Source organism: Burkholderia reimsis (assembly GCF_003294055.1).
GTDB lineage: Bacteria > Pseudomonadota > Gammaproteobacteria > Burkholderiales > Burkholderiaceae > Burkholderia > Burkholderia cepacia.
The window spans coordinates 77,539-94,920 of sequence record NZ_QMFZ01000028.1 but is presented as its reverse complement, the minus strand read 5'-3'; the positions used below and the strand labels follow the sequence as shown (position 1 = coordinate 94,920).

Sequence of the window (17,382 nt, the reverse complement as noted above, 5' to 3'; positions counted from 1 at the left end):
AGCGTGCACGCCGCTATCGCTTCACGTCGAGCGTTTCCGACGGCGATTCGCCAAACTTTTCCCGATACGCGATCGCGAACCGGCCAAGGTGTGTAAACCCGCAATCGAGCGCGACATCGGCGATCCGCCGGTCGGACGCCGCGCCGCGCAGCAGTTCGCGCGCATGGTCGAGCCGCGTCGCGCGCAGGTATTGCATCGGGCTCATGCCCCGGAACTGCAGGAACGCGTCGCGCAGCGTCCGTTCCGGCACGTTGGCGGCCTGGACGATATCGGCGAGTTGCAGCGGCTGCGCGTAGTGCGCGTTCACGAACTCCTGCGCGCGCCGCACGAAGCCCGGCGCCGGGTCGCGGTGCGAGGCGTGCAGCACGGACGGCGGGTGGCCTTCGATCAGCAGGTCGATCAGCAGGTGCTCGAGCTGCGACGCGACGCGCGGGTTCGCGTTCGCGCGCTCGAGCAGCTCGGGCGAGCGTGCGACGAGCATCAGTTGCTGGCGCCACGCGGCGAGCGCGGCGTCGCTGACGTGCAGCACCGGGTCGAGCGTCGCGCGCGGGTCGCCCGTCAGCGAGCCGACCGTCGCCGCGTCGATGCGCAGCACGAATTGCTCGCAATCGGCCGACAGCACCGCGTCGAAGCGCTCGCCGGGCGCGCACAGCACGCCGGTCTGGCCGTCGACGCCGAGCTGCCGCCCCATCGCGCGCACCTCGGCCTGGCCGGACAGGCAGAACATCAGCAGGTAGTAGCCATCGACCGCGTCGACCTGCACGCGCATCGCGTCGCCGAATGCGATCGTGCCGATCCCGAGCCCGCCGAGCCTGACGAAATCCATGTGCGACGCGCCATGCGTGCGGCCGGTCGGCAGCAGCGCATGCGGCTGCATCACGCGCGAGATCCGCTCGCGCGTCTCGTCGAGATCGCGGGATTCGAACAGCCGGTGCGCGCGCAGCGCGAGCGGCTCGAACGACGTTGGGGACATGGGCCTCAGCCTTTGTATGAGCGACGCGCGCTTCGATCCGATGAATGGGTCGCGATCGTGCGCAGGGTCGTGTGTGCCGTCATGCTAGCTCAGAAATCCGCCGAAAGTGGATATTGCGCCGCCGCAATCGCACTTTCCGGATAGACGGGGAATATTAGCCTTTCAAAAATGGACTCCATCTTGTTAACGAACGGAACCACAAGGAGTCCGACATGGAGCAGACAGAATCGCCCGTCGTGTTCGCCTCGCGCGACGACGCGTCCGACGTGAGCTTTCCGCACGACGACGGCTCGCGCGTGCCGTACAAGGTGTTCAGCTCGCAGGCCGTCTACGAACGCGAGCAGGAACGCATCTTTCGCGGCCCGACGTGGAACTTCGTCGCGCTGGAAGCGGAAATCCCGAACGCCGGCGATTTCAAGAGCACGTTCGTCGGCGATACGCCGGTGGTCGTCACGCGCACGGAGGACGGCGCGCTTTCCGCGTGGGTGAACCGCTGCGCGCACCGTGGCGCGCAGGTGTGCCGCAAGTCGCGCGGCAACGCGAGCTCGCACACGTGCGTGTATCACCAGTGGAGCTTCGACAACGCGGGCAACCTGCTGGGCGTGCCGTTCCGGCGCGGCCAGAAGGGGATGTCCGGGATGCCGGCCGACTTCGACCCGAAGCAGCACGGGCTGCGCAAGCTGCGTGTCGACAGCTATCGCGGGCTCGTGTTCGCCACCTTCAGCGATGACGTGATGCCGCTGCCCGACTACCTCGGCGAGCAGATGCGCCCGTGGATCGACCGGATTTTCCACAAGCCGATCGAGTATCTCGGCTGTACGCGCCAGTATTCGAAGTCGAACTGGAAGCTGTACATGGAGAACGTGAAGGACCCGTATCACGCGAGCATGCTGCACCTGTTCCATACGACCTTCAACATCTTCCGCGTCGGGATGAAGGCGCGCTCGATTCCGGATGCGAACCACGGGCTGCACAGCATCATCACGGTGACGAAGACGGGCGACGATACGTCGGCCGCGTACAAGCAGCAGAACATTCGCTCGTTCGACGAAGGTTTCCATCTGGAAGACGAATCGATTCTCGATCTCGTGTCGGAATACGACGAGGACTGCACGAACCATATCCAGCCGATCTTCCCGCAGCTCGTGATCCAGCAGATCCACAACACGCTGGTCGCACGCCAGATCCTGCCGAAGGGCCCCGACAACTTCGAGCTGATCTTCCACTTCTTCGGCTACGCGGACGATACGCCCGAGCTGCGCGCGCTGCGCATCAAGCAGGCGAACCTCGTCGGGCCGGCCGGCTATATCTCGATGGAGGACACGGAGGCGACCGAGCTCGTGCAGCGCGGCACGGTGCGCGACGGCGACGCGACGTCGGTGATCGAGATGTCGCGCGGCAATCCGGACCAGCAGGACACGGTGATCACCGAAAGCCTGATCCGCAAGTTCTGGGTCGGCTACCAGAAGCTGATGGGCTATTGAAGCGGGAGCGCGGAACGATGGAAAACCTGACGGAAGACATGAAGACGTGGTTCGAGATTTACATGCTCCAGAACCGCTATATCGGGCATCTCGACAACAACCGGCTCGAGGAGTGGCCGACGATGTTCACCGAGGACTGCACGTATGAAATCGTGCCGAAGGAGAACGCCGACCTCGGGCTGCCGGTCGGGATCGTCCACTGCACGAACCAGCGGATGCTGCGCGACCGCGTGGTGTCGCTGCGGCACGCGAACATCTACGAAGAGCATACGTACCGGCACATGACGTCGGGCCTGACGATCGTCGCGGAACGTGACGGCGAGATCGACACCGAGAGCAACTACGTCGTCGTGCAGACGCGCAGCAACGGCGAGTCGAACGTGTACCAGGCCGGCAAGTACTACGACACGGTCGTGCGCACGCCGGACGGGCTGCGCTACAAGACCAAGCGGGTGATCTACGACACGTCGCGCGTGCAGACGCTGCTCGCGACCCCGATCTGATACGGAAGCAAGGAATAGTCATGACTGAAGCAACGCTCGCCGAGTGGCATCCGCTCGGCGCTTTCGACGAATTCTCCGAAGACGAACCGGCGGCGCGCGTCGCCGGCCAGAAGCCGATCGCCGTGTTCCGGATCGGCGACGAACTGTTCGCGATGCACGATCTCTGCACGCACGGCCATGCGCGGCTGTCCGAGGGTTATGTGGAAGACGGCTGCGTCGAATGCCCGCTGCACCAGGGGCTGATCGACATTCGCACGGGCGCGCCGAAATGCGCGCCGATCACGGAGCCGGTGCGCACCTATCCGATCCGGATCGTCGACGGGCAGGTGGAAGTCAATGTCGGCTGATCCGTTCGTGATCGTCGGCGCCGGCCATGCGGCACGGCGCACGGCCGAAGCGGTGCGCGAGCGCGACGCCGCGACGCGCATCGTGATGATCGGCGCGGAACGCGAGCTGCCGTACGACCGGCCCGCGCTGTCGAAGGATGCGCTGCTGAGCGAGGGTGGCGAGCAGCGTGCGTTCGTGCGCGATGCCGCGTGGTACGACGCGCAGCGCATCGAGCTGCGGCTCGGCACGCGCGTCGAGGCGATCGAGCGCGATGCGTTGCGCGTGCGGCTCGACGACGGCACGACGCTGCCTTATGCGCGGCTCGTGCTGGCCACGGGCTCGCGGGTGCGCACGTTTGGCGGTGAGATCGACGAAGGCGTCACGCCGCATTACGTCCGCACGGTCGACGATGCGCGTGCGTTGCGCGCGCAGCTCGCGCCGGGGCGCCGCGTGGCGGTGCTCGGGGGCGGTTTCATCGGCCTCGAGGTCGCGGCGGCGGCGCGCCAGCTCGGTTGCGACGTGACGGTGATCGATCCGGCGCCGCGCCTGCTGCAACGCGCGTTGCCGGAAGTCGTCGGCGCGTATGCGCATCGGCTGCACGACGCACGCGGCGTGGTCTTCCGGATGGCGACGCTGCCGCGCGCGATCCGTCGCGCGCCGGGCGGCGGCGCGATCGTCGAGACCGATCGTGGCGACGTGCCGGCCGATCTCGTCGTGGTCGGCATCGGGGTGGTGCCGAATGTCGAGCTCGCGCAGGCAGCGGGGCTCGATGTCGACAACGGGATACGCGTCGACGCGGGCTGCCGTACGGTCGATCCCGCGATCTTCGCGGCGGGCGAGGTGACGATGCACTTCAATCCGTTGCTCGGGCGTCACGTGCGGATCGAATCGTGGCAGGTGGCCGAAAACCAGCCGGCCGTCGCGGCGGCGAACCTGCTCGGTGCCGACGAAACCTATGCCGAGCTGCCGTGGTTGTGGTCCGATCAGTACGACTGCAACCTGCAGATGCTCGGGTTGTTCGGCAGCGAACGCACGATCGTCGTGCGCGGCGATCCGGCGAACGGGCCGTTCACGGTGTTCGGGCTGGGGGACGACGGCAGGATCGTCGCGGTGGCCGCGGCGAACCAGGGGCGCGACATCGGCGCATCGCGCCGGCTGATCGCGGCCGGGGCAGTGCCCGATCCGGTGAAGCTCGCCGATCCGACGGTGAATTTGAAGACGTTCCTGTAACGGCGGCAGGCGCGGCGAGTATGGCGGGCGCGGTGGACGGATGGCGTCGGCGACGACGTCGCCGGCCGCGCGCTTGCCGGACGATCGCACGACGTGGCGGGTGACGTCATGCCCGGTGGCGGTCGCGCGGGGCCGTCGCGTTTCATGCCGCGCGTTTGTCGGCCGGTGCGAAATCGGGGATATTAGCGGCATCGCCGATTCGCCTGCCGCCATGACGCCAGACAAAGCCCTCGAACTGAAACGCAGCAAGCGCCGCGCGCTGTGGCTGCTGCTGGCCGCCGTCGCGGTGTTCGTCGCGACGATCCTGCTGCCGCGTGGCCCGTGGGTCGACGGCTTCAAGGCCGTGGCCGAAGCCGCGATGGTCGGCGCGCTCGCCGACTGGTTCGCGGTCGTCGCCCTGTTCCGCCGTGTGCCGATCCCGTTCGTGTCGCGTCATACCGAGATCATTCCGAAGAACAAGGACAAGATCGCCGACAACCTCGCGGTGTTCGTGCGCGAGAAGTTCCTCGGCCCCGACGCGCTCGCCGCGCAGATCCGCCAGCACGATCCCGCGCAGAAACTCGGCGCGTGGCTCGGCGAGCCGGCAAACACTGACGCGCTCGGCGGCTACGTGACGAAGCTGATGAGTTTCGCGCTCGACATGACCGACGACGCGCGGATCCAGTCGTTTATCCACGATGCGTTTCGCGCGGTGATCGACCGGGTCGACCTGTCGCAATCGGCCGGCGCGATCCTCGACACGCTGACGAAGGACGGCCGCCACCAGGTGCTGCTCGACGACGCGATCGAACAGGTGGTCGACGTGCTCGACAAGGAAGAAAACCGCGAGGTGATCGCGGGCGTCATCGTCGAATGGCTGAAGACGCAGTACCCGAAGGTCGAGAAGATCATGCCGACGCAGTGGTTCGGCGAGAACGGCGCGCGGATGCTCGCGAGCGCGGTGAGCCGCGTGCTGGAAGGCGTGGCGGCGGACCCCGAGCACGAGCTGCGGCAGCGCTTCGACCGGACGGTCGTGCGGCTGACCGAGCGGTTGAAGCACGATCCCGCGTTCATCGCGAAGGGCGAGGAGATCAAGCGTTACGTTCGCGACGGCGCCGCGTTCAACGAGTATGTCCGCGACTTGTGGGATCAGTTGCGCGCGTGGCTGAAGGCCGATCTCGCGCGCCCCGATTCGGCGCTGCATCGGCAGGCCGCGACGCTCGGCGGCTGGCTCGGCGCGCGGCTGGCGGAGAGTCCGGCATTGCGCGCGTCGCTGAACGAGCATGTCGAGAAGGCGGTGCACGAGATGGCGCCGGATTTCGCGGATTTCCTGATGCGTCATATCCGCGACACGGTGCGCAACTGGGATGCGCGCGAGATGTCGCGGCAGATCGAGCTGAACATCGGCAAGGACCTGCAATACATCCGCATCAACGGCACGCTGGTCGGCGGGCTGATCGGGCTCGGGTTGTATCTGGTGTCGCTGGTGCCGCGCTGGGCGGCCGGCTGGCTGCACTGACGCGGCCACGGGTATCGCGGGAGGGCGCGGAGGGAGCGACGGGCCGCGCCCGTGCGTCATGCGTGCGCTTTTGCGCCGTGCAGTTGCAGGCCGAGCGCCTTGATGACCTTCAGGATGGTGCCGAAGCTGGGGTTGCCGTCGTGCGACAGCGCCTTGTACAGCCCTTCGCGCGACAGGCCCGCGTCGCGCGCGACCTGCGACATGCCGCGTGCGCGTGCGATCACGCCGAGTGCGTGCGCGATGAAGGCCGGATCGTCGCCGGCTTCCTGCAGGCACGCTTCGAAGTAGTCGGCCATGTCGTCTTCGGTCTTCAGATGGTCGGCCGAATCCCACGGCCGGGTGCTGATCTTGTCCATCGATTACTCCATGTCGAGGTGCGCGAGCATCGCGTGCGCGGCGCGTATGTCGGCCTGTTGCGTCGATTTATCGCCGCCGCAGAGCAGGATGACCCAGATCGTTCCGCGCCGGACGTAGTAGACGCGATAGCCGGGGCCGTGGTCGATCCGCATTTCGACGACCGGCGAGCCCGCGGATTTCCAGTCGCCCGGATTGCCCATCGACAGGCGGTCGATGCGTGCCTGGATGCGGCGCTTCGCGACGCGATCCCGCAGGCCGGCAAACCATGCGTCGAAGACGTCGGTGGTCCGGATGCTGAACGTAGGCGCACTGTAGGGCATTGATTGCGGTATGTCAACCATGGTTCACAGATGGGTCGGGTTGGGTCGGGCTATTCGGTAGCCGCTACATTAGGCCTGCCCGCTTCGTTTGCGTGCCAAATGGCCATTCGGCCGAAGTCGGAGTTCTGCGAATCCGTCTACAATCAATCACGTCTTTGCCGCCCGTGCGCGCTTGCCGCGCGCGGGCGGATCCGTTTGTCCTCCGCTATCCGGAGGCGCCGCCGCGCATCGCTCGTTGCGCGGCGGGCAGTGCCGTGGTTTGTGTCCAGTAGGTAAAGCGTCCGCGTGCCGTAGGCCGGCGCGCGTTCTGAACGCTGCGTGTCCGTAGGCCGGGCAGGCGGCATCAACCGAGAGTCCCCCATGAAAGCATCGGATCTGTTCGTGAAGGCGCTGGAAGCCGAAGGCGTCGAGTACGTGTTCGGCATTCCCGGCGAAGAAAACCTCGATCTGCTCGAATCGCTGCGGCGATCGAAGATCAAGCTCGTGCTGACCCGGCACGAGCAGGCGGCCGGGTTCATGGCCGCCACCTACGGCCGCCTGACGGGCCGTACCGGCGTGTGTATCGCCACGCTCGGGCCCGGCGCGACCAACTTCGTGACGGCCGCCGCGTATGCGCAGCTCGGCGGGATGCCGATGCTGATGATCACCGGGCAGAAGCCGATCAAGTCCAGCAAGCAGGGCCACTTCCAGATCGTCGATGTGGTCGACATGATGCAGCCGCTCACGAAGTTCACGCGGCAGATCGTGTCGATCGGCAACATCCCGTCGGCCGTGCGCGAGGCGTTCCGCCGCGCGGAGGAGGAGCGTCCGGGCGCCGCGCACCTCGAGCTGCCGGAAGACATCGCGCACGAGGAGGGCGACGGCAAGCCGATCCCGCGCAGCTACAGCCGGCGGCCGGTGGCGGAGGAAAAGGCGATCGCGCATGCGGTCGACGCGATCCAGGCCGCGCGCCATCCGCTGCTGATGATCGGTGCGGGCGGCAACCGCAAGACCACCTGCAAGATGCTGCTCGAATTCGTCGACAAGACGGGCATCCCGTTCTTCACGACGCAGATGGGCAAGGGCGTGATCGACGAGACGCACCCGCTGTGGCTCGGCAACGCGACGCTGTCCGACGGCGATTTCGTCCACCGCGCGATCGAGCATGCGGACTGCATCATCAACGTCGGCCACGACGTGATCGAGAAGCCGCCGTTCTTCATGCGTACCGACGACAAGACCGTGATCCACGTGAACTTCCTCGGCGCGCAGGTCGATCCCGTCTACTTCCCGCAGATCGAGGTGGTCGGCGACATCGCGAACGCGGTGTGGCAGATGAAGGAGGCGCTCGCACCGCAGCCGCACTGGGATTTCTCGCGGTTCACGATGATCAAGGCGCATTTCGACGCCCATCTGGAGAAGGGCCAGCACGATCCGCGCTTCCCGATGTACCCGGTGCGGATCGTCAACGATCTTTACAACGCGCTGCCGGTCGACGGCATCGTCTGTCTCGACAACGGGATGTACAAGATCTGGTTCGCGCGCTACTGGCGCGCGCACGAGCCGAATTCCCTGCTGCTCGACAACGCGCTCGCGTCGATGGGCGCCGGCCTGCCGTCGGCGATCGCGACGAAGATCGTGCACCCGCAGCGCAAGGTGATCGCCGTGTGCGGCGACGGCGGCTTCATGATGAATTCGCAGGAGCTCGAAACGGCGGTGCGGCTGAAGCTCGACCTCGTCGTGATGATCCTGCGCGACGACGCTTTCGGGATGATCCGCTGGAAGCAGGAGAACATGAATTTCCCCGATTTCGCGATGACGCTGCAGAACCCCGATTTCGTGTCGTATGCGCAAAGCTACGGCGCGCACGGGCACCGCGTCGAATCGGCGGACGATCTCGAGCCGTTGCTGCGCGAGTGTTTCTCGACGCCGGGCGTGCACGTGATCGACGTGCCGATCGACTATTCGGACAACGAGCGCGTGCTGAACCGCGAGATCAAGCGCCTGTCGGCGCAACTTTGAATTCCCGTTCACAGGAAGGAGTCGTTCCATGTTGAAGGAAACCTATCCGTACTACCTCGCCAACGAAGCCGTCTACGCGAACACCGATCTGGACGTGACGGACAAGTTCAGCGGCAAGGTCGCGACGCGCGTCGCGCTGGCCGACGCGAAGGCGATCGATGCGGCGATCGCCGCGGCGGTCGATGCCGCGAAGCCGATGCGCGAGCTGCCGGCCTACAAGCGGCAGGCCGTGCTCGACCATTGCGTCGCGCGTTTTCGCGAGCGCTTCGACGAGCTGGCCGAGGCGCTGTGCATCGAGGCCGGCAAGCCGATCAACGATTCGAAGGGTGAAGTGACGCGGCTGATCGACACGTTCCGCGTAGCGTCCGAGGAGTCGGTGCGCATCGACGGCGAGATCATCAACCTCGAGATCTCCGCGCGCGCGCAGGGCTATACGGGCTACACGAAGCGCGTGCCGGTCGGCCCGTGCTCGTTCATCTCGCCGTTCAACTTCCCGCTGAACCTCGCCGCGCACAAGGTCGCGCCCGCGCTTGCGGCCGGCTGTCCGTTCGTGCTGAAGCCCGCGAGCCGCACGCCGATCGGCGCGCTGATCATCGGCGAGGTACTCGCCGAAACCGACTTGCCGAAGGGCGCATTCTCGGTGCTGCCCGCGCATCGCGACGGCGCCGACCTGTTCACGACCGACGAGCGTTTCAAGCTGTTGTCGTTCACGGGGTCGCCGGCCGTCGGCTGGGCGCTGAAGGAGAAGGCCGGCAAGAAGAAGGTCGTGCTGGAGCTCGGCGGCAACGCGGCCGCGATCGTCGATGCGGATCAACGCGACCGGCTCGACTACGTGGTCGAGCGCCTCGCGTTCGGCGCGTACTACCAGTCGGGCCAGAGCTGCATCGGCGTGCAGCGGATCCTCGTCCATGCCGATCTGTACGACGCGCTGCGCGAGAAGCTGATCGCAAAGACGCGTTCGCTGAAGATGGGCGATCCGAAGGATCCGTCGACTTTCGTCGGCCCGATGATTTCCGAATCCGAATCGCGCCGGCTGTCGGGATGGATGGACGCGGCCGTCGCGGCGGGCGCGAAGATCGTCGCGGGCGGCAAGGTCGACGGCGCGATGTTCGAAGCGACGCTGCTGGAAAACGTCGGGCATGAACAGGACCTGTACCGGAAGGAGGCGTTCGGCCCCGTCGCGATCCTCGAGAAGTTCGACCGGTTCGACGATGCGCTCGCCCGCGTGAACGACAGCGACTTCGGGCTGCAGGCCGGCGTGTTCACCGATTCGCTCACGCATGCGCAGCGCGCGTGGGACGAGCTGGAGGTCGGCGGCGTCGTGATCAACGACGTGCCGTCGTTCCGCGTCGACAACATGCCGTACGGCGGCGTGAAGGATTCGGGCCTTGGCCGCGAAGGGATCCGCTACGCGATCGAGGACATGACCGAGCCGCGGCTGATGGTCGTGCGGCGCCGGTAACGCGGGGCGGGATGCGCGGTGCCGCGACGGCACGCTGGCGGGCGCAAGGCCGGCCCGCGTGCCGTTTTTCATGGCGTCGCGCGCAGCGGGCCGGCGCCGGGCCCCGCCGAGCCCTGCCGTGCCCGTATCGTGCCCGCGTCGCGTGGCGGGCTGCCGGAACGCGCTCGACTGCGGGACTCGCCTCGTGATGTAATCGCGCGAAACTGCCGACCGGGGTACGACGCCGGAAAGCGCGAATTCATTCTTCACGAGGTCGATTCATGTCTCCCGTCTCGGCATTCAAGCTGGTTTTGTTGTCATTTCTCGCGATTGTCGCGCTCGAATGCCTCGCCAAGCGGCTGCGGCTGCCGCCCGCGGCCGCGCTGCTGATCGGCGGCATCGGCATCGCGTTCATCCCCGGCCTGCCGCCGATCGATCTCGATCCCGAACTGGTGCTGCTGGTGTTCCTGCCGCCGCTGCTGATGGACGGCGCGTACTTCTCGGTGTGGGAGGAGTTCAAGCGCAACGTCGGCGGCATCCTGCTGCTGGCGATCGGCGCGGTCGTGTTCACGACGTTCGCGGTCGGCTTTGCCGTGCACTGGGTGGCGCCGTCGCTGCCGTGGGCCGCGTGCTTCGCGCTCGGCGCGATCGTGTCGCCGCCCGACGCCGTTGCGGCGAAGGCCGTGCTCGAGCGCGTCGCGCTGCCGCGCCGGCTGATGGTGCTGCTCGAAGGCGAGAGCCTGCTGAACGATGCGGCCGGCCTCGTGCTGTTCCGCTTCGCGGTCGCGGCCGCGCTCACCGGTGCGTTCAGCCTCGAGCACGCGGTCGTGCGCTTCGCGGAGCTCGGGCTCGGCGGCGTGGCGATCGGCTTTGTGGTCGGCAAGCTCGTCGTGTGGTTCCTGAAGCAGCTCGACGACGACTATCTCGTGATCACCGTCGCGGTGATCACCGGCTGGATCGCCTATATCGCGGGCGAAATGGTCGAGGTATCCGGCGTGATCGCCACCGTCACGGCCGGCATGATCGTCGGCTGGCATCAGCACGAGGTGTTCTCGGCGGCCGTGCGCACGCGCGGCACCGCGTTCTGGCAGGTCATCGTGTTCCTGCTCGAAGCGATGGTGTTCGTGTTGATCGGGCTGTCGCTGCGCGGTGCGATCCACCGGCTCGGCGGCTTCGAGCAGGTGCTCGCCACGATGGTGCCGCCGATGTTCGCGGTGCTGGCGGCGGTGATCGTGTCGCGCTTCGTGTGGATCTACGCGGTCGAGGCGCTGAAGTGGCCGGTGCGCGGGATCGCGCGGCGCGGCGAGGCGCCGGACTGGAAGGCCGCGACGATCATGAGCTGGGCCGGGATGCGCGGCGTCGTCACGCTGGCGATCGCGCTGTCGTTGCCCGAGGCGATGCCCGGTCGCGACGTGATCCTGGTCGCGTCGTTCGCGGTGATCCTCGTCACCGTGCTGCTGCAGGGCACGACGATCGGGCCGCTGATCCGGCTGCTGCGCCTGCCGCAGCGCGAAGAACGCGCGGCGCACCACCTGACCGAGCCGCAGACGTGGGCGTACGTCGAGGCCGCGCAACTCGCGGCGATCCAGCCGCTCGTGCGCGACGAGAACGGGGTCGTGATCCATCCGCGCCTGCTCGAGCAGTACACGTATCGCGCGGAGTTGACCGAGCGGGCGAAGGACGAGCCGGCGTACCCGGCGGAAGTGCGCACCGCGCACTACGACGTCGTGCTGGCCGCGATCAGGGCCGGGCGCGCCGAATTGTTGCGCCTGCACCGTTCGGGCCGCATCCACGACGAAATGCTGCACGCGCTCGAACGCGACCTCGACCTGCAGGAAGTGTCCGCGCAACACGCGCGCGGATAGGGCTGCACGGCGCCGTCATCCCGTCATCCGGCGGCCGTTGCGGGCGACCGGAAGCGCGCATGGGCAGATCGTTGCCCGGCGCGCTTTTTTTCTTCCTCACGCCCACCGATTGGGCGCATTTCAACCCGGCCCCAAATGCGGCGGACAACCGGCCTTGCAGCGCATGCAAACCTTATGGCGCCGGTCTCGCAAACGTTATCGTCTTTCGAATCCGGAAATGATCTGATTTTACTGATTCCGTCTCTTTCTGCATATTTGGCAAAACTAAACCGGAAGGAGATAGATGCTGTGTTCTAATTTCATTTAGAATCAGCCGGTTATGTTTATTGAGAGAAAGGATGCGGAGGTAATGCGGCCGCCAACGGGGAGAAATCGGCGTCCGGATCCCTGCAAGGCCAATGCCGACAGGCCAAATCGGCGGAATCGGGCGGTTTTTTCAACCGCCTAATTAAGATAGCGTCCAAGTCTGATAAACAACTCCTATGAAAGAATCGATTGGAGAATCGGCGTTTGAAACTGTATTTATGAAAGAATCGAGCGTTGATAATGCCTCGGATTGTCTTGAATCGGGGTTATCGGTCCTTCTCGTCGACGATCAACCGTTCGTCGGCGAGGTGATCCGCCGCGCGCTGCGCAGCGAACACGACATCGACCTGCACGTGTGCACCGACGCGCACCGGGCGATGGCGGTCGCGCGCGACGTGAAGCCGACGGTCATCCTGCAGGATCTCGTGATGCCGGAGATCGACGGCCTCGATCTCGTCCGCGCGTGGCGCGCGGACGCCGGCACGGCTCGCGTGCCGATCATCGTGCTGTCCGCGAAGGAGGAGCCGATCGTCAAGCGCGAGGCGTTCATCGCCGGCGCGAACGACTATCTGGTGAAGCTCCCCGACGCGATGGAGCTGGCCGCACGGATCCGCTATCACTCGAATTCGTACTTGATGTCCCGGCAGCGCGACGAGGCGCTCGATTTCCTGTCGCACGACATGCGTTCGCCGCAGACGTCGATCCTCGCGCTGCTCGACGTCTACCGCGCCGAGCACGGCGAGATGCCTGCGATCATGGAACGCATTGCCGGCCATGCGCGGCGCGCGCTCGCGCTTGCCGACGGCTTCATCCACCTGACCCGCGCGCGGTCCGAGCGCCGCGCGCACGAGGTCGTGAACCTCAACGAGATCGTGCTCGACGCCGTCGACCAGCTGTGGGAGAAGGCGGCCGGGCTCGGCAGCCGGGTCACCGCGCACGTGCCCGATACCGAGTGCGTGACGATGGGCGACCGCATGATGCTGACGCGCGCGGTCGCGAACCTGATCGACAACGGGCTGAAGTACGGCCCGGCCAGCACGGACGTGCGCTGTACGCTGAGCGGCGAGGACGGTGCATGGCTGATCGGCGTCGAGGATACCGGCGCGGGAATCGCGCCGGAGCAGCGCACGGCCGCGACCGAGTCGTTCGTGCAGCTCGAATCCGCGCATGGCGCGGCGCGCGGCGGCTTCGGCCTCGGGCTCGCGTTCGTCCGCGCGACGGCGGCGCGGCATCGCGGCCAGATCCTGATGCGCAATACGGCGCGCGGCTTCATGGTCGCGCTTCGGCTGCCGGCGCAAGCGGAGCGGTGATGTCGCGGCGCGGCCTGCCGGCGCCGCGCTGCCCGCAAGCCCTGATGCGCTCGTGGCGCGCCGTCCGGCGCGCAGGCGGGCGCGGATTTTTTCAACGCTGATATTAGAAAGCCCATAACGAACATGGCCACCGTGACGCCCCGCGCGACCAATGAAAGCCTGCATCCGACGATCGGCGCTGCCCGGCTGACGCTCGGCAATCGCATCCTGCTCAGCTTCGGCGTGCTGTTCGTGCTGATGCTGGTGACAGCCGGCGTGTCCTACGAGCGATTGCGTGCGATCAACAGCGAAGCCGTCAGCATCGAGCGCGATTCGCTGCCCGGCGTCTACCTCGCGTCGTCGCTGCGCGGCGCAGTGAATGAATCGTTCATGCTGCTGCAGCAGGCGACGTTCGTCGAGACCGATCCCGAAAGCGTCCAGCGCGATCTCGCGAAGATCGCCGAGGCGGCGAAGGATATCGATTCGTTGTCGGTCGAGTACCAGAACTCGATATTTCGCGACGACGACCGGCAGCGCTTCGCGACCTTCCGGGGCACCTACGACCACTACCTGCCGCTGCTGAACGAAGCGGTGCAGCGGCACCGTCAATCGCACGACGACGCGGTCGCCGGGTATGTGAAGGTGCAGCCCGCATGGGCCGAGGTCGTGCGCAATGCGAATATCCTCGTGCAGGAAAACCGCAAGTTCGCCGATCAGTCGGCGAAGCTGATCCGTGAATCCGTGCAGGACACCGAGGTGGTGCTCGCGACCGCACTGGCGATCATGCTGCTGTCCGCGCTCGGGTTCGGCTACATGCTGTACCGTTCGGTCACCGTCCCGATGGCGCGGCTCGTCGAGGTGCACGACGTGATGCGTACCGGCAACCTGACGCGCCGCCTCGACCTGCGCCGCCGTGACGAATTCGGCACGCTCGAGACGGGCTTCAACCGGATGGCCGACGAACTGACCGAACTCGTCGCGCGTGCGCAGCAGTCGTCGCTGCAGGTGACGACGTCGGTCGCCGAGATCGCGGCGACGTCGCGCGAGCAGCAGGCGACCGCGAACGAAACCGCGGCGACGACGACCGAGATCGGCGCGACCTCGCGCGAAATCTTCGCGACGTCGCGCGACCTGGTGCGCACGATGAACGAAGTGGCCGGCGTGGCGGAGCAGTCGGCCACACTCGCGGGCGTGAGCCAGAGCGGGCTCACGCGGATGGGCGAGACGATGCGCAGCGTGATGGACGCGGCCGGCTCGGTGAACGCGAAGCTCGCGATCCTCAACGAGAAGGCGCTGAACATCAACCAGGTGGTCGCGACCATCACCAAGGTGGCCGACCAGACCAACCTGCTGTCGCTGAACGCCGCGATCGAGGCCGAGAAGGCCGGCGAATACGGCCGCGGCTTCGCGGTCGTCGCGACCGAGATCCGCCGCCTCGCCGACCAGACGGCGGTCGCGACCTACGATATCGAGCAGACGGTGAAGGAAATCCAGTCGGCGGTATCGGCGGGCGTGATGGGGATGGACAAGTTCTCCGAGGAAGTGCGCCGGGGGATGCTCGACGTGCAGCAGGTCGGCGGGCAGCTGTCGCAGATCATCGCCGAGGTGCAGACGCTCTCGCCGCGCTTCCAGATGGTCAACGAAGGGATGCAGACGCAGGCGAACGGCGCGGAGCAGATCACGCAGGCGCTGTCGCAGCTGTCGGAGGCCGCGCAGCAGACGGCCGAGTCGCTGCGCCAGTCGTCGCAGGCGATCGACGACCTGACGCTCGTCGCGAACCAGTTGCGCACCAGCGTGTCGCGCTTCAAGGTCGACGCGTGACGCGCGCCGACACGCAGAACGGCGCACATGCGCTGTTCCTGATGTTCGAGCTCGACGGCGAACGCTATGCGCTCGACGCGGCCGGCATCGACGAGGTGCTGCCGCTCGCGGTCACGAAGGCCGTGCCCGGCGCACCCGAATGGATTGCCGGGCTGCTGATGCGCGGCGGCCAGCCGGTGCCGGTGATCGACGTGCCGATGCTGGCGCTCGGGCGCCGCGCGCATGCGCTGCGCTCGACGCGGCTCGTGATGGTCCGCTACCGGGCGCACGAGGCGGGCGGCGAGCGCACGATCGGGCTGATCGTCGAGCGTGCGACGCAGACGATGCGGATCGATCGCGCGGCGTTTCGCGCGAGCGGCATCTCGACCGCGCGCACGCGCTGGCTCGGGCCCGTCGCGAATACGCCCGACGGCGTCGTGCAGCAGGTATCGGTTGCCGACCTGATCGACGACGTTGCACGCCTGTATCTGTTCGACGACGGCCTGCCGGGCCACAGGGGGGAGTCCGCATGAAAGAGTCCGAATCGCGATTTCGCGGCTGGCTGCTGCGCGAGACCGGCATCGACCCCGATTCGCTCGGCAACGATTTCCTGACCCGCGCGCTGACGGAGCGCGTGCACGCGCTGCAGGCGGACGGCGAGCGCCTGTCGTCGGCGGCGCGGCCGCCCGTGACGCAGGACGCGCTCGACGCCTACTGGCAGCAGCTCAACGCATCGGCCGACGAACGGCGTGCGCTGATCGAGCTGTTCGTCGTGCCCGAGACCTGGTTCTTCCGCGACCGCGAAGCCTTCGCGACGCTCGCGCGGCTCGCGGCCGACCGGCTCGCGGCGCTGCCCGGCCGCGTGATCCGTGTGCTGAGCGCGCCGTGCTCGACGGGCGAGGAACCGTTTTCGGCGGCGATGGCGCTGCTCGACGCGGGGCTCGACCCGGCCAGTTTCACGATCGACGCGATCGACCTCAGCACGCGCGCGATCGAGCAGGCGCGGCTCGGCTGTTACGGGCGCAACGCGTTCCGCGGCACCGCGACGGAGTTTCGCGCGCGGCACTTCACGCCGACCCGCGAGGGCTGGCTGCTCGACGAGCGCGTGCGCGCCTGTGTGCAGTTCAGTCAGGCGAACCTCGTCGAACCGGCGGTGGACACGGGCCTTCGCTACGATTTCGTGTTCTGCCGCAACGTGCTGATCTACTTCGATCGCGACGCGCAGGATCGCGTGATCCGCTCGCTCGGCGAGCGTCTTGCCGACGACGGCGTGCTGTTCGTCGGGCCGGCCGAGACGGGGGTCGCGATGCGGCACGGGATGCGCTCGGCGCGCGTGCCGCTGGCATTCGCGTTTCATCGCGAGCCCGCCGGTGCGGCGCCCGATGCCTACGCGGCCCGGCCGGCGGCGCCGCTGTCCGTGGCGGCGGCGCCGTACCGGCGCGCGGAGCGCTTCACGGTCGCGCCGCCCGCGGCGACACGCCCGGTGCTGGCGGTCGCGCCGCCGGCCTGGCTCGGCGACGCACGCGAGCCGTTCGCGGCGGCGCCGCCGGCCATGCCCGCGGCTGCGTTCGACGCACGGCCCGATCTGCCGGCAGTGGCGGCCGAACCGGTTGCGCCCGTTGCAACGGGCGCACCGGTGGCCGAAGGCCCCGCGCCGACGCTGGAAGACGCACAGGCGCTGGCGAATGCCGGCGCGTTCGACGAGGCCGAGCGCGTGCTCGCGCAGTTCTCGGCGCGCGTCGGGCCGCATGCCGATGCGTTCTACCTGAACGGGCTGATCGCGGATGCGCGCGGGCGCGCATCGGAAGCCGGCGACTTCTACAGGAAGGCGCTGTACCTGCGGCCCACGCATCACGAAGCGCTGACCCATCTCGCAACGCTGCTCGACGTCGGCGGCGATCGTGCGGGCGCGCAATGGCTGCTCGAGCGTGCACGGCGCTCGGCCGGCTGACAAGACTACGGGTTGGGGACCGACACCGCGATGACCA

15 protein-coding genes are annotated in these 17,382 nt (G+C 67.3%); 12 read left to right on the top strand and 3 right to left on the bottom strand.

The window, feature by feature from the left end; all coding sequences use genetic code 11:
• Positions 1-13: 13 nt before the first annotated feature.
• On the bottom strand, positions 14-973 hold the full coding sequence (andR, locus tag DPV79_RS28190) for an anthranilate 1,2-dioxygenase regulatory protein AndR (RefSeq protein ID WP_021157295.1): 960 nt from the start codon (positions 971-973) through the stop codon (positions 14-16).
• Between the two features lie 212 nt (positions 974-1,185).
• Here andR and andAc point away from each other — a divergent pair, with 212 nt between their 5' ends.
• The 5 genes from andAc to DPV79_RS28165 all read left to right on the top strand — a co-directional run bounded on the left by andAc (position 1,186) and on the right by DPV79_RS28165 (position 6,015).
• Positions 1,186-2,457, top strand: coding sequence for an anthranilate 1,2-dioxygenase large subunit AndAc (andAc, locus tag DPV79_RS28185; RefSeq protein ID WP_059694307.1), 1,272 nt, complete (start codon positions 1,186-1,188; stop codon positions 2,455-2,457).
• A 17-nt stretch (positions 2,458-2,474) separates the two neighbouring features.
• On the top strand, positions 2,475-2,960 hold the full coding sequence (gene andAd / locus DPV79_RS28180; protein WP_034196026.1) for an anthranilate 1,2-dioxygenase small subunit AndAd: 486 nt from the start codon (positions 2,475-2,477) through the stop codon (positions 2,958-2,960).
• Between the two features lie 20 nt (positions 2,961-2,980).
• The gene (andAb, locus tag DPV79_RS28175; protein WP_006479527.1) at positions 2,981-3,307 is read left to right on the top strand and encodes an anthranilate 1,2-dioxygenase ferredoxin subunit AndAb; all 327 of its coding nucleotides are present in this window, start codon (positions 2,981-2,983) and stop codon (positions 3,305-3,307) included.
• Positions 3,297-4,517 carry an anthranilate 1,2-dioxygenase system ferredoxin--NAD(+) reductase gene (gene andAa, locus DPV79_RS28170; RefSeq protein ID WP_113047031.1) on the top strand — a complete coding sequence of 407 codons (1,221 nt, stop codon included), beginning with the start codon at positions 3,297-3,299 and terminating at the stop codon, positions 4,515-4,517. Before andAb ends, andAa begins: the two co-directional genes overlap by 11 nt.
• Before the next feature lie 211 nt (positions 4,518-4,728).
• On the top strand, positions 4,729-6,015 hold the full coding sequence (locus DPV79_RS28165; RefSeq protein ID WP_113047051.1) for a DUF445 domain-containing protein: 1,287 nt from the start codon (positions 4,729-4,731) through the stop codon (positions 6,013-6,015).
• A 56-nt stretch (positions 6,016-6,071) separates the two neighbouring features.
• On the opposite strand, the gene DPV79_RS28160 is transcribed toward DPV79_RS28165, so the two are convergent.
• Together DPV79_RS28160 and DPV79_RS28155 are read right to left on the bottom strand one after the other, a co-directional pair.
• A complete protein-coding gene (locus DPV79_RS28160) occupies positions 6,072-6,371 on the bottom strand; it encodes an addiction module antidote protein (RefSeq protein WP_021157290.1) in 300 nt (99 codons plus the stop codon).
• A gap of 3 nt (positions 6,372-6,374) precedes the next feature.
• Positions 6,375-6,692, bottom strand: coding sequence for a type II toxin-antitoxin system RelE/ParE family toxin (locus tag DPV79_RS28155; RefSeq protein ID WP_021157289.1), 318 nt, complete (start codon positions 6,690-6,692; stop codon positions 6,375-6,377).
• Between the two features lie 360 nt (positions 6,693-7,052).
• Between DPV79_RS28155 and DPV79_RS28145 the strand changes: the two genes are divergently transcribed.
• The 7 genes from DPV79_RS28145 (at position 7,053) to DPV79_RS28110 (ending at position 17,345) form a co-directional block, all read left to right on the top strand.
• On the top strand, positions 7,053-8,693 hold the full coding sequence (locus DPV79_RS28145; protein ID WP_027790992.1) for an acetolactate synthase large subunit: 1,641 nt from the start codon (positions 7,053-7,055) through the stop codon (positions 8,691-8,693).
• A gap of 28 nt (positions 8,694-8,721) precedes the next feature.
• The gene (locus DPV79_RS28140; protein ID WP_113047030.1) at positions 8,722-10,155 is read left to right on the top strand and encodes an aldehyde dehydrogenase family protein; all 1,434 of its coding nucleotides are present in this window, start codon (positions 8,722-8,724) and stop codon (positions 10,153-10,155) included.
• Positions 10,156-10,415: 260 nt separating this feature from the next.
• Positions 10,416-11,999, top strand: coding sequence for a Na+/H+ antiporter (locus tag DPV79_RS28135; protein WP_021157285.1), 1,584 nt, complete (start codon positions 10,416-10,418; stop codon positions 11,997-11,999).
• 482 nt (positions 12,000-12,481) lie between these two features.
• Positions 12,482-13,615, top strand: a complete 1,134-nt coding sequence (locus DPV79_RS28130; protein WP_113047029.1) for a hybrid sensor histidine kinase/response regulator — start codon at positions 12,482-12,484, stop codon at positions 13,613-13,615.
• Positions 13,616-13,738: 123 nt separating this feature from the next.
• Positions 13,739-15,415: a methyl-accepting chemotaxis protein gene (locus tag DPV79_RS28120; protein WP_027790996.1), complete on the top strand. Its 1,677-nt coding sequence runs from the start codon at positions 13,739-13,741 to the stop codon at positions 15,413-15,415.
• The gene (locus DPV79_RS28115; protein WP_059684507.1) at positions 15,412-15,927 is read left to right on the top strand and encodes a chemotaxis protein CheW; all 516 of its coding nucleotides are present in this window, start codon (positions 15,412-15,414) and stop codon (positions 15,925-15,927) included. The genes DPV79_RS28120 and DPV79_RS28115 overlap by 4 nt, the downstream gene beginning before the upstream one ends.
• A complete protein-coding gene (locus tag DPV79_RS28110) occupies positions 15,924-17,345 on the top strand; it encodes a CheR family methyltransferase (RefSeq protein WP_113047028.1) in 1,422 nt (473 codons plus the stop codon). The genes DPV79_RS28115 and DPV79_RS28110 overlap by 4 nt, the downstream gene beginning before the upstream one ends.
• Positions 17,346-17,382: the final 37 nt, after the last annotated feature.

Coding starts and splice junctions, on each gene's coding strand:
- DPV79_RS28160 (WP_021157290.1), bottom strand. CDS start 6,371: ATGGACAAGATCAGCACCCGGCCGTGGGATTCGGCCGACCATCTGAAG.
- DPV79_RS28120 (WP_027790996.1), top strand. CDS start 13,739: ATGGCCACCGTGACGCCCCGCGCGACCAATGAAAGCCTGCATCCGACG.
- andAc (WP_059694307.1), top strand. CDS start 1,186: ATGGAGCAGACAGAATCGCCCGTCGTGTTCGCCTCGCGCGACGACGCG.
- andAa (WP_113047031.1), top strand. CDS start 3,297: ATGTCGGCTGATCCGTTCGTGATCGTCGGCGCCGGCCATGCGGCACGG.
- DPV79_RS28110 (WP_113047028.1), top strand. CDS start 15,924: ATGAAAGAGTCCGAATCGCGATTTCGCGGCTGGCTGCTGCGCGAGACC.
- andAb (WP_006479527.1), top strand. CDS start 2,981: ATGACTGAAGCAACGCTCGCCGAGTGGCATCCGCTCGGCGCTTTCGAC.
- DPV79_RS28135 (WP_021157285.1), top strand. CDS start 10,416: ATGTCTCCCGTCTCGGCATTCAAGCTGGTTTTGTTGTCATTTCTCGCG.
- andAd (WP_034196026.1), top strand. CDS start 2,475: ATGGAAAACCTGACGGAAGACATGAAGACGTGGTTCGAGATTTACATG.
- andR (WP_021157295.1), bottom strand. CDS start 973: ATGTCCCCAACGTCGTTCGAGCCGCTCGCGCTGCGCGCGCACCGGCTG.
- DPV79_RS28165 (WP_113047051.1), top strand. CDS start 4,729: ATGACGCCAGACAAAGCCCTCGAACTGAAACGCAGCAAGCGCCGCGCG.
- DPV79_RS28140 (WP_113047030.1), top strand. CDS start 8,722: ATGTTGAAGGAAACCTATCCGTACTACCTCGCCAACGAAGCCGTCTAC.
- DPV79_RS28145 (WP_027790992.1), top strand. CDS start 7,053: ATGAAAGCATCGGATCTGTTCGTGAAGGCGCTGGAAGCCGAAGGCGTC.
- DPV79_RS28155 (WP_021157289.1), bottom strand. CDS start 6,692: ATGCCCTACAGTGCGCCTACGTTCAGCATCCGGACCACCGACGTCTTC.
- DPV79_RS28130 (WP_113047029.1), top strand. CDS start 12,482: ATGAAAGAATCGATTGGAGAATCGGCGTTTGAAACTGTATTTATGAAA.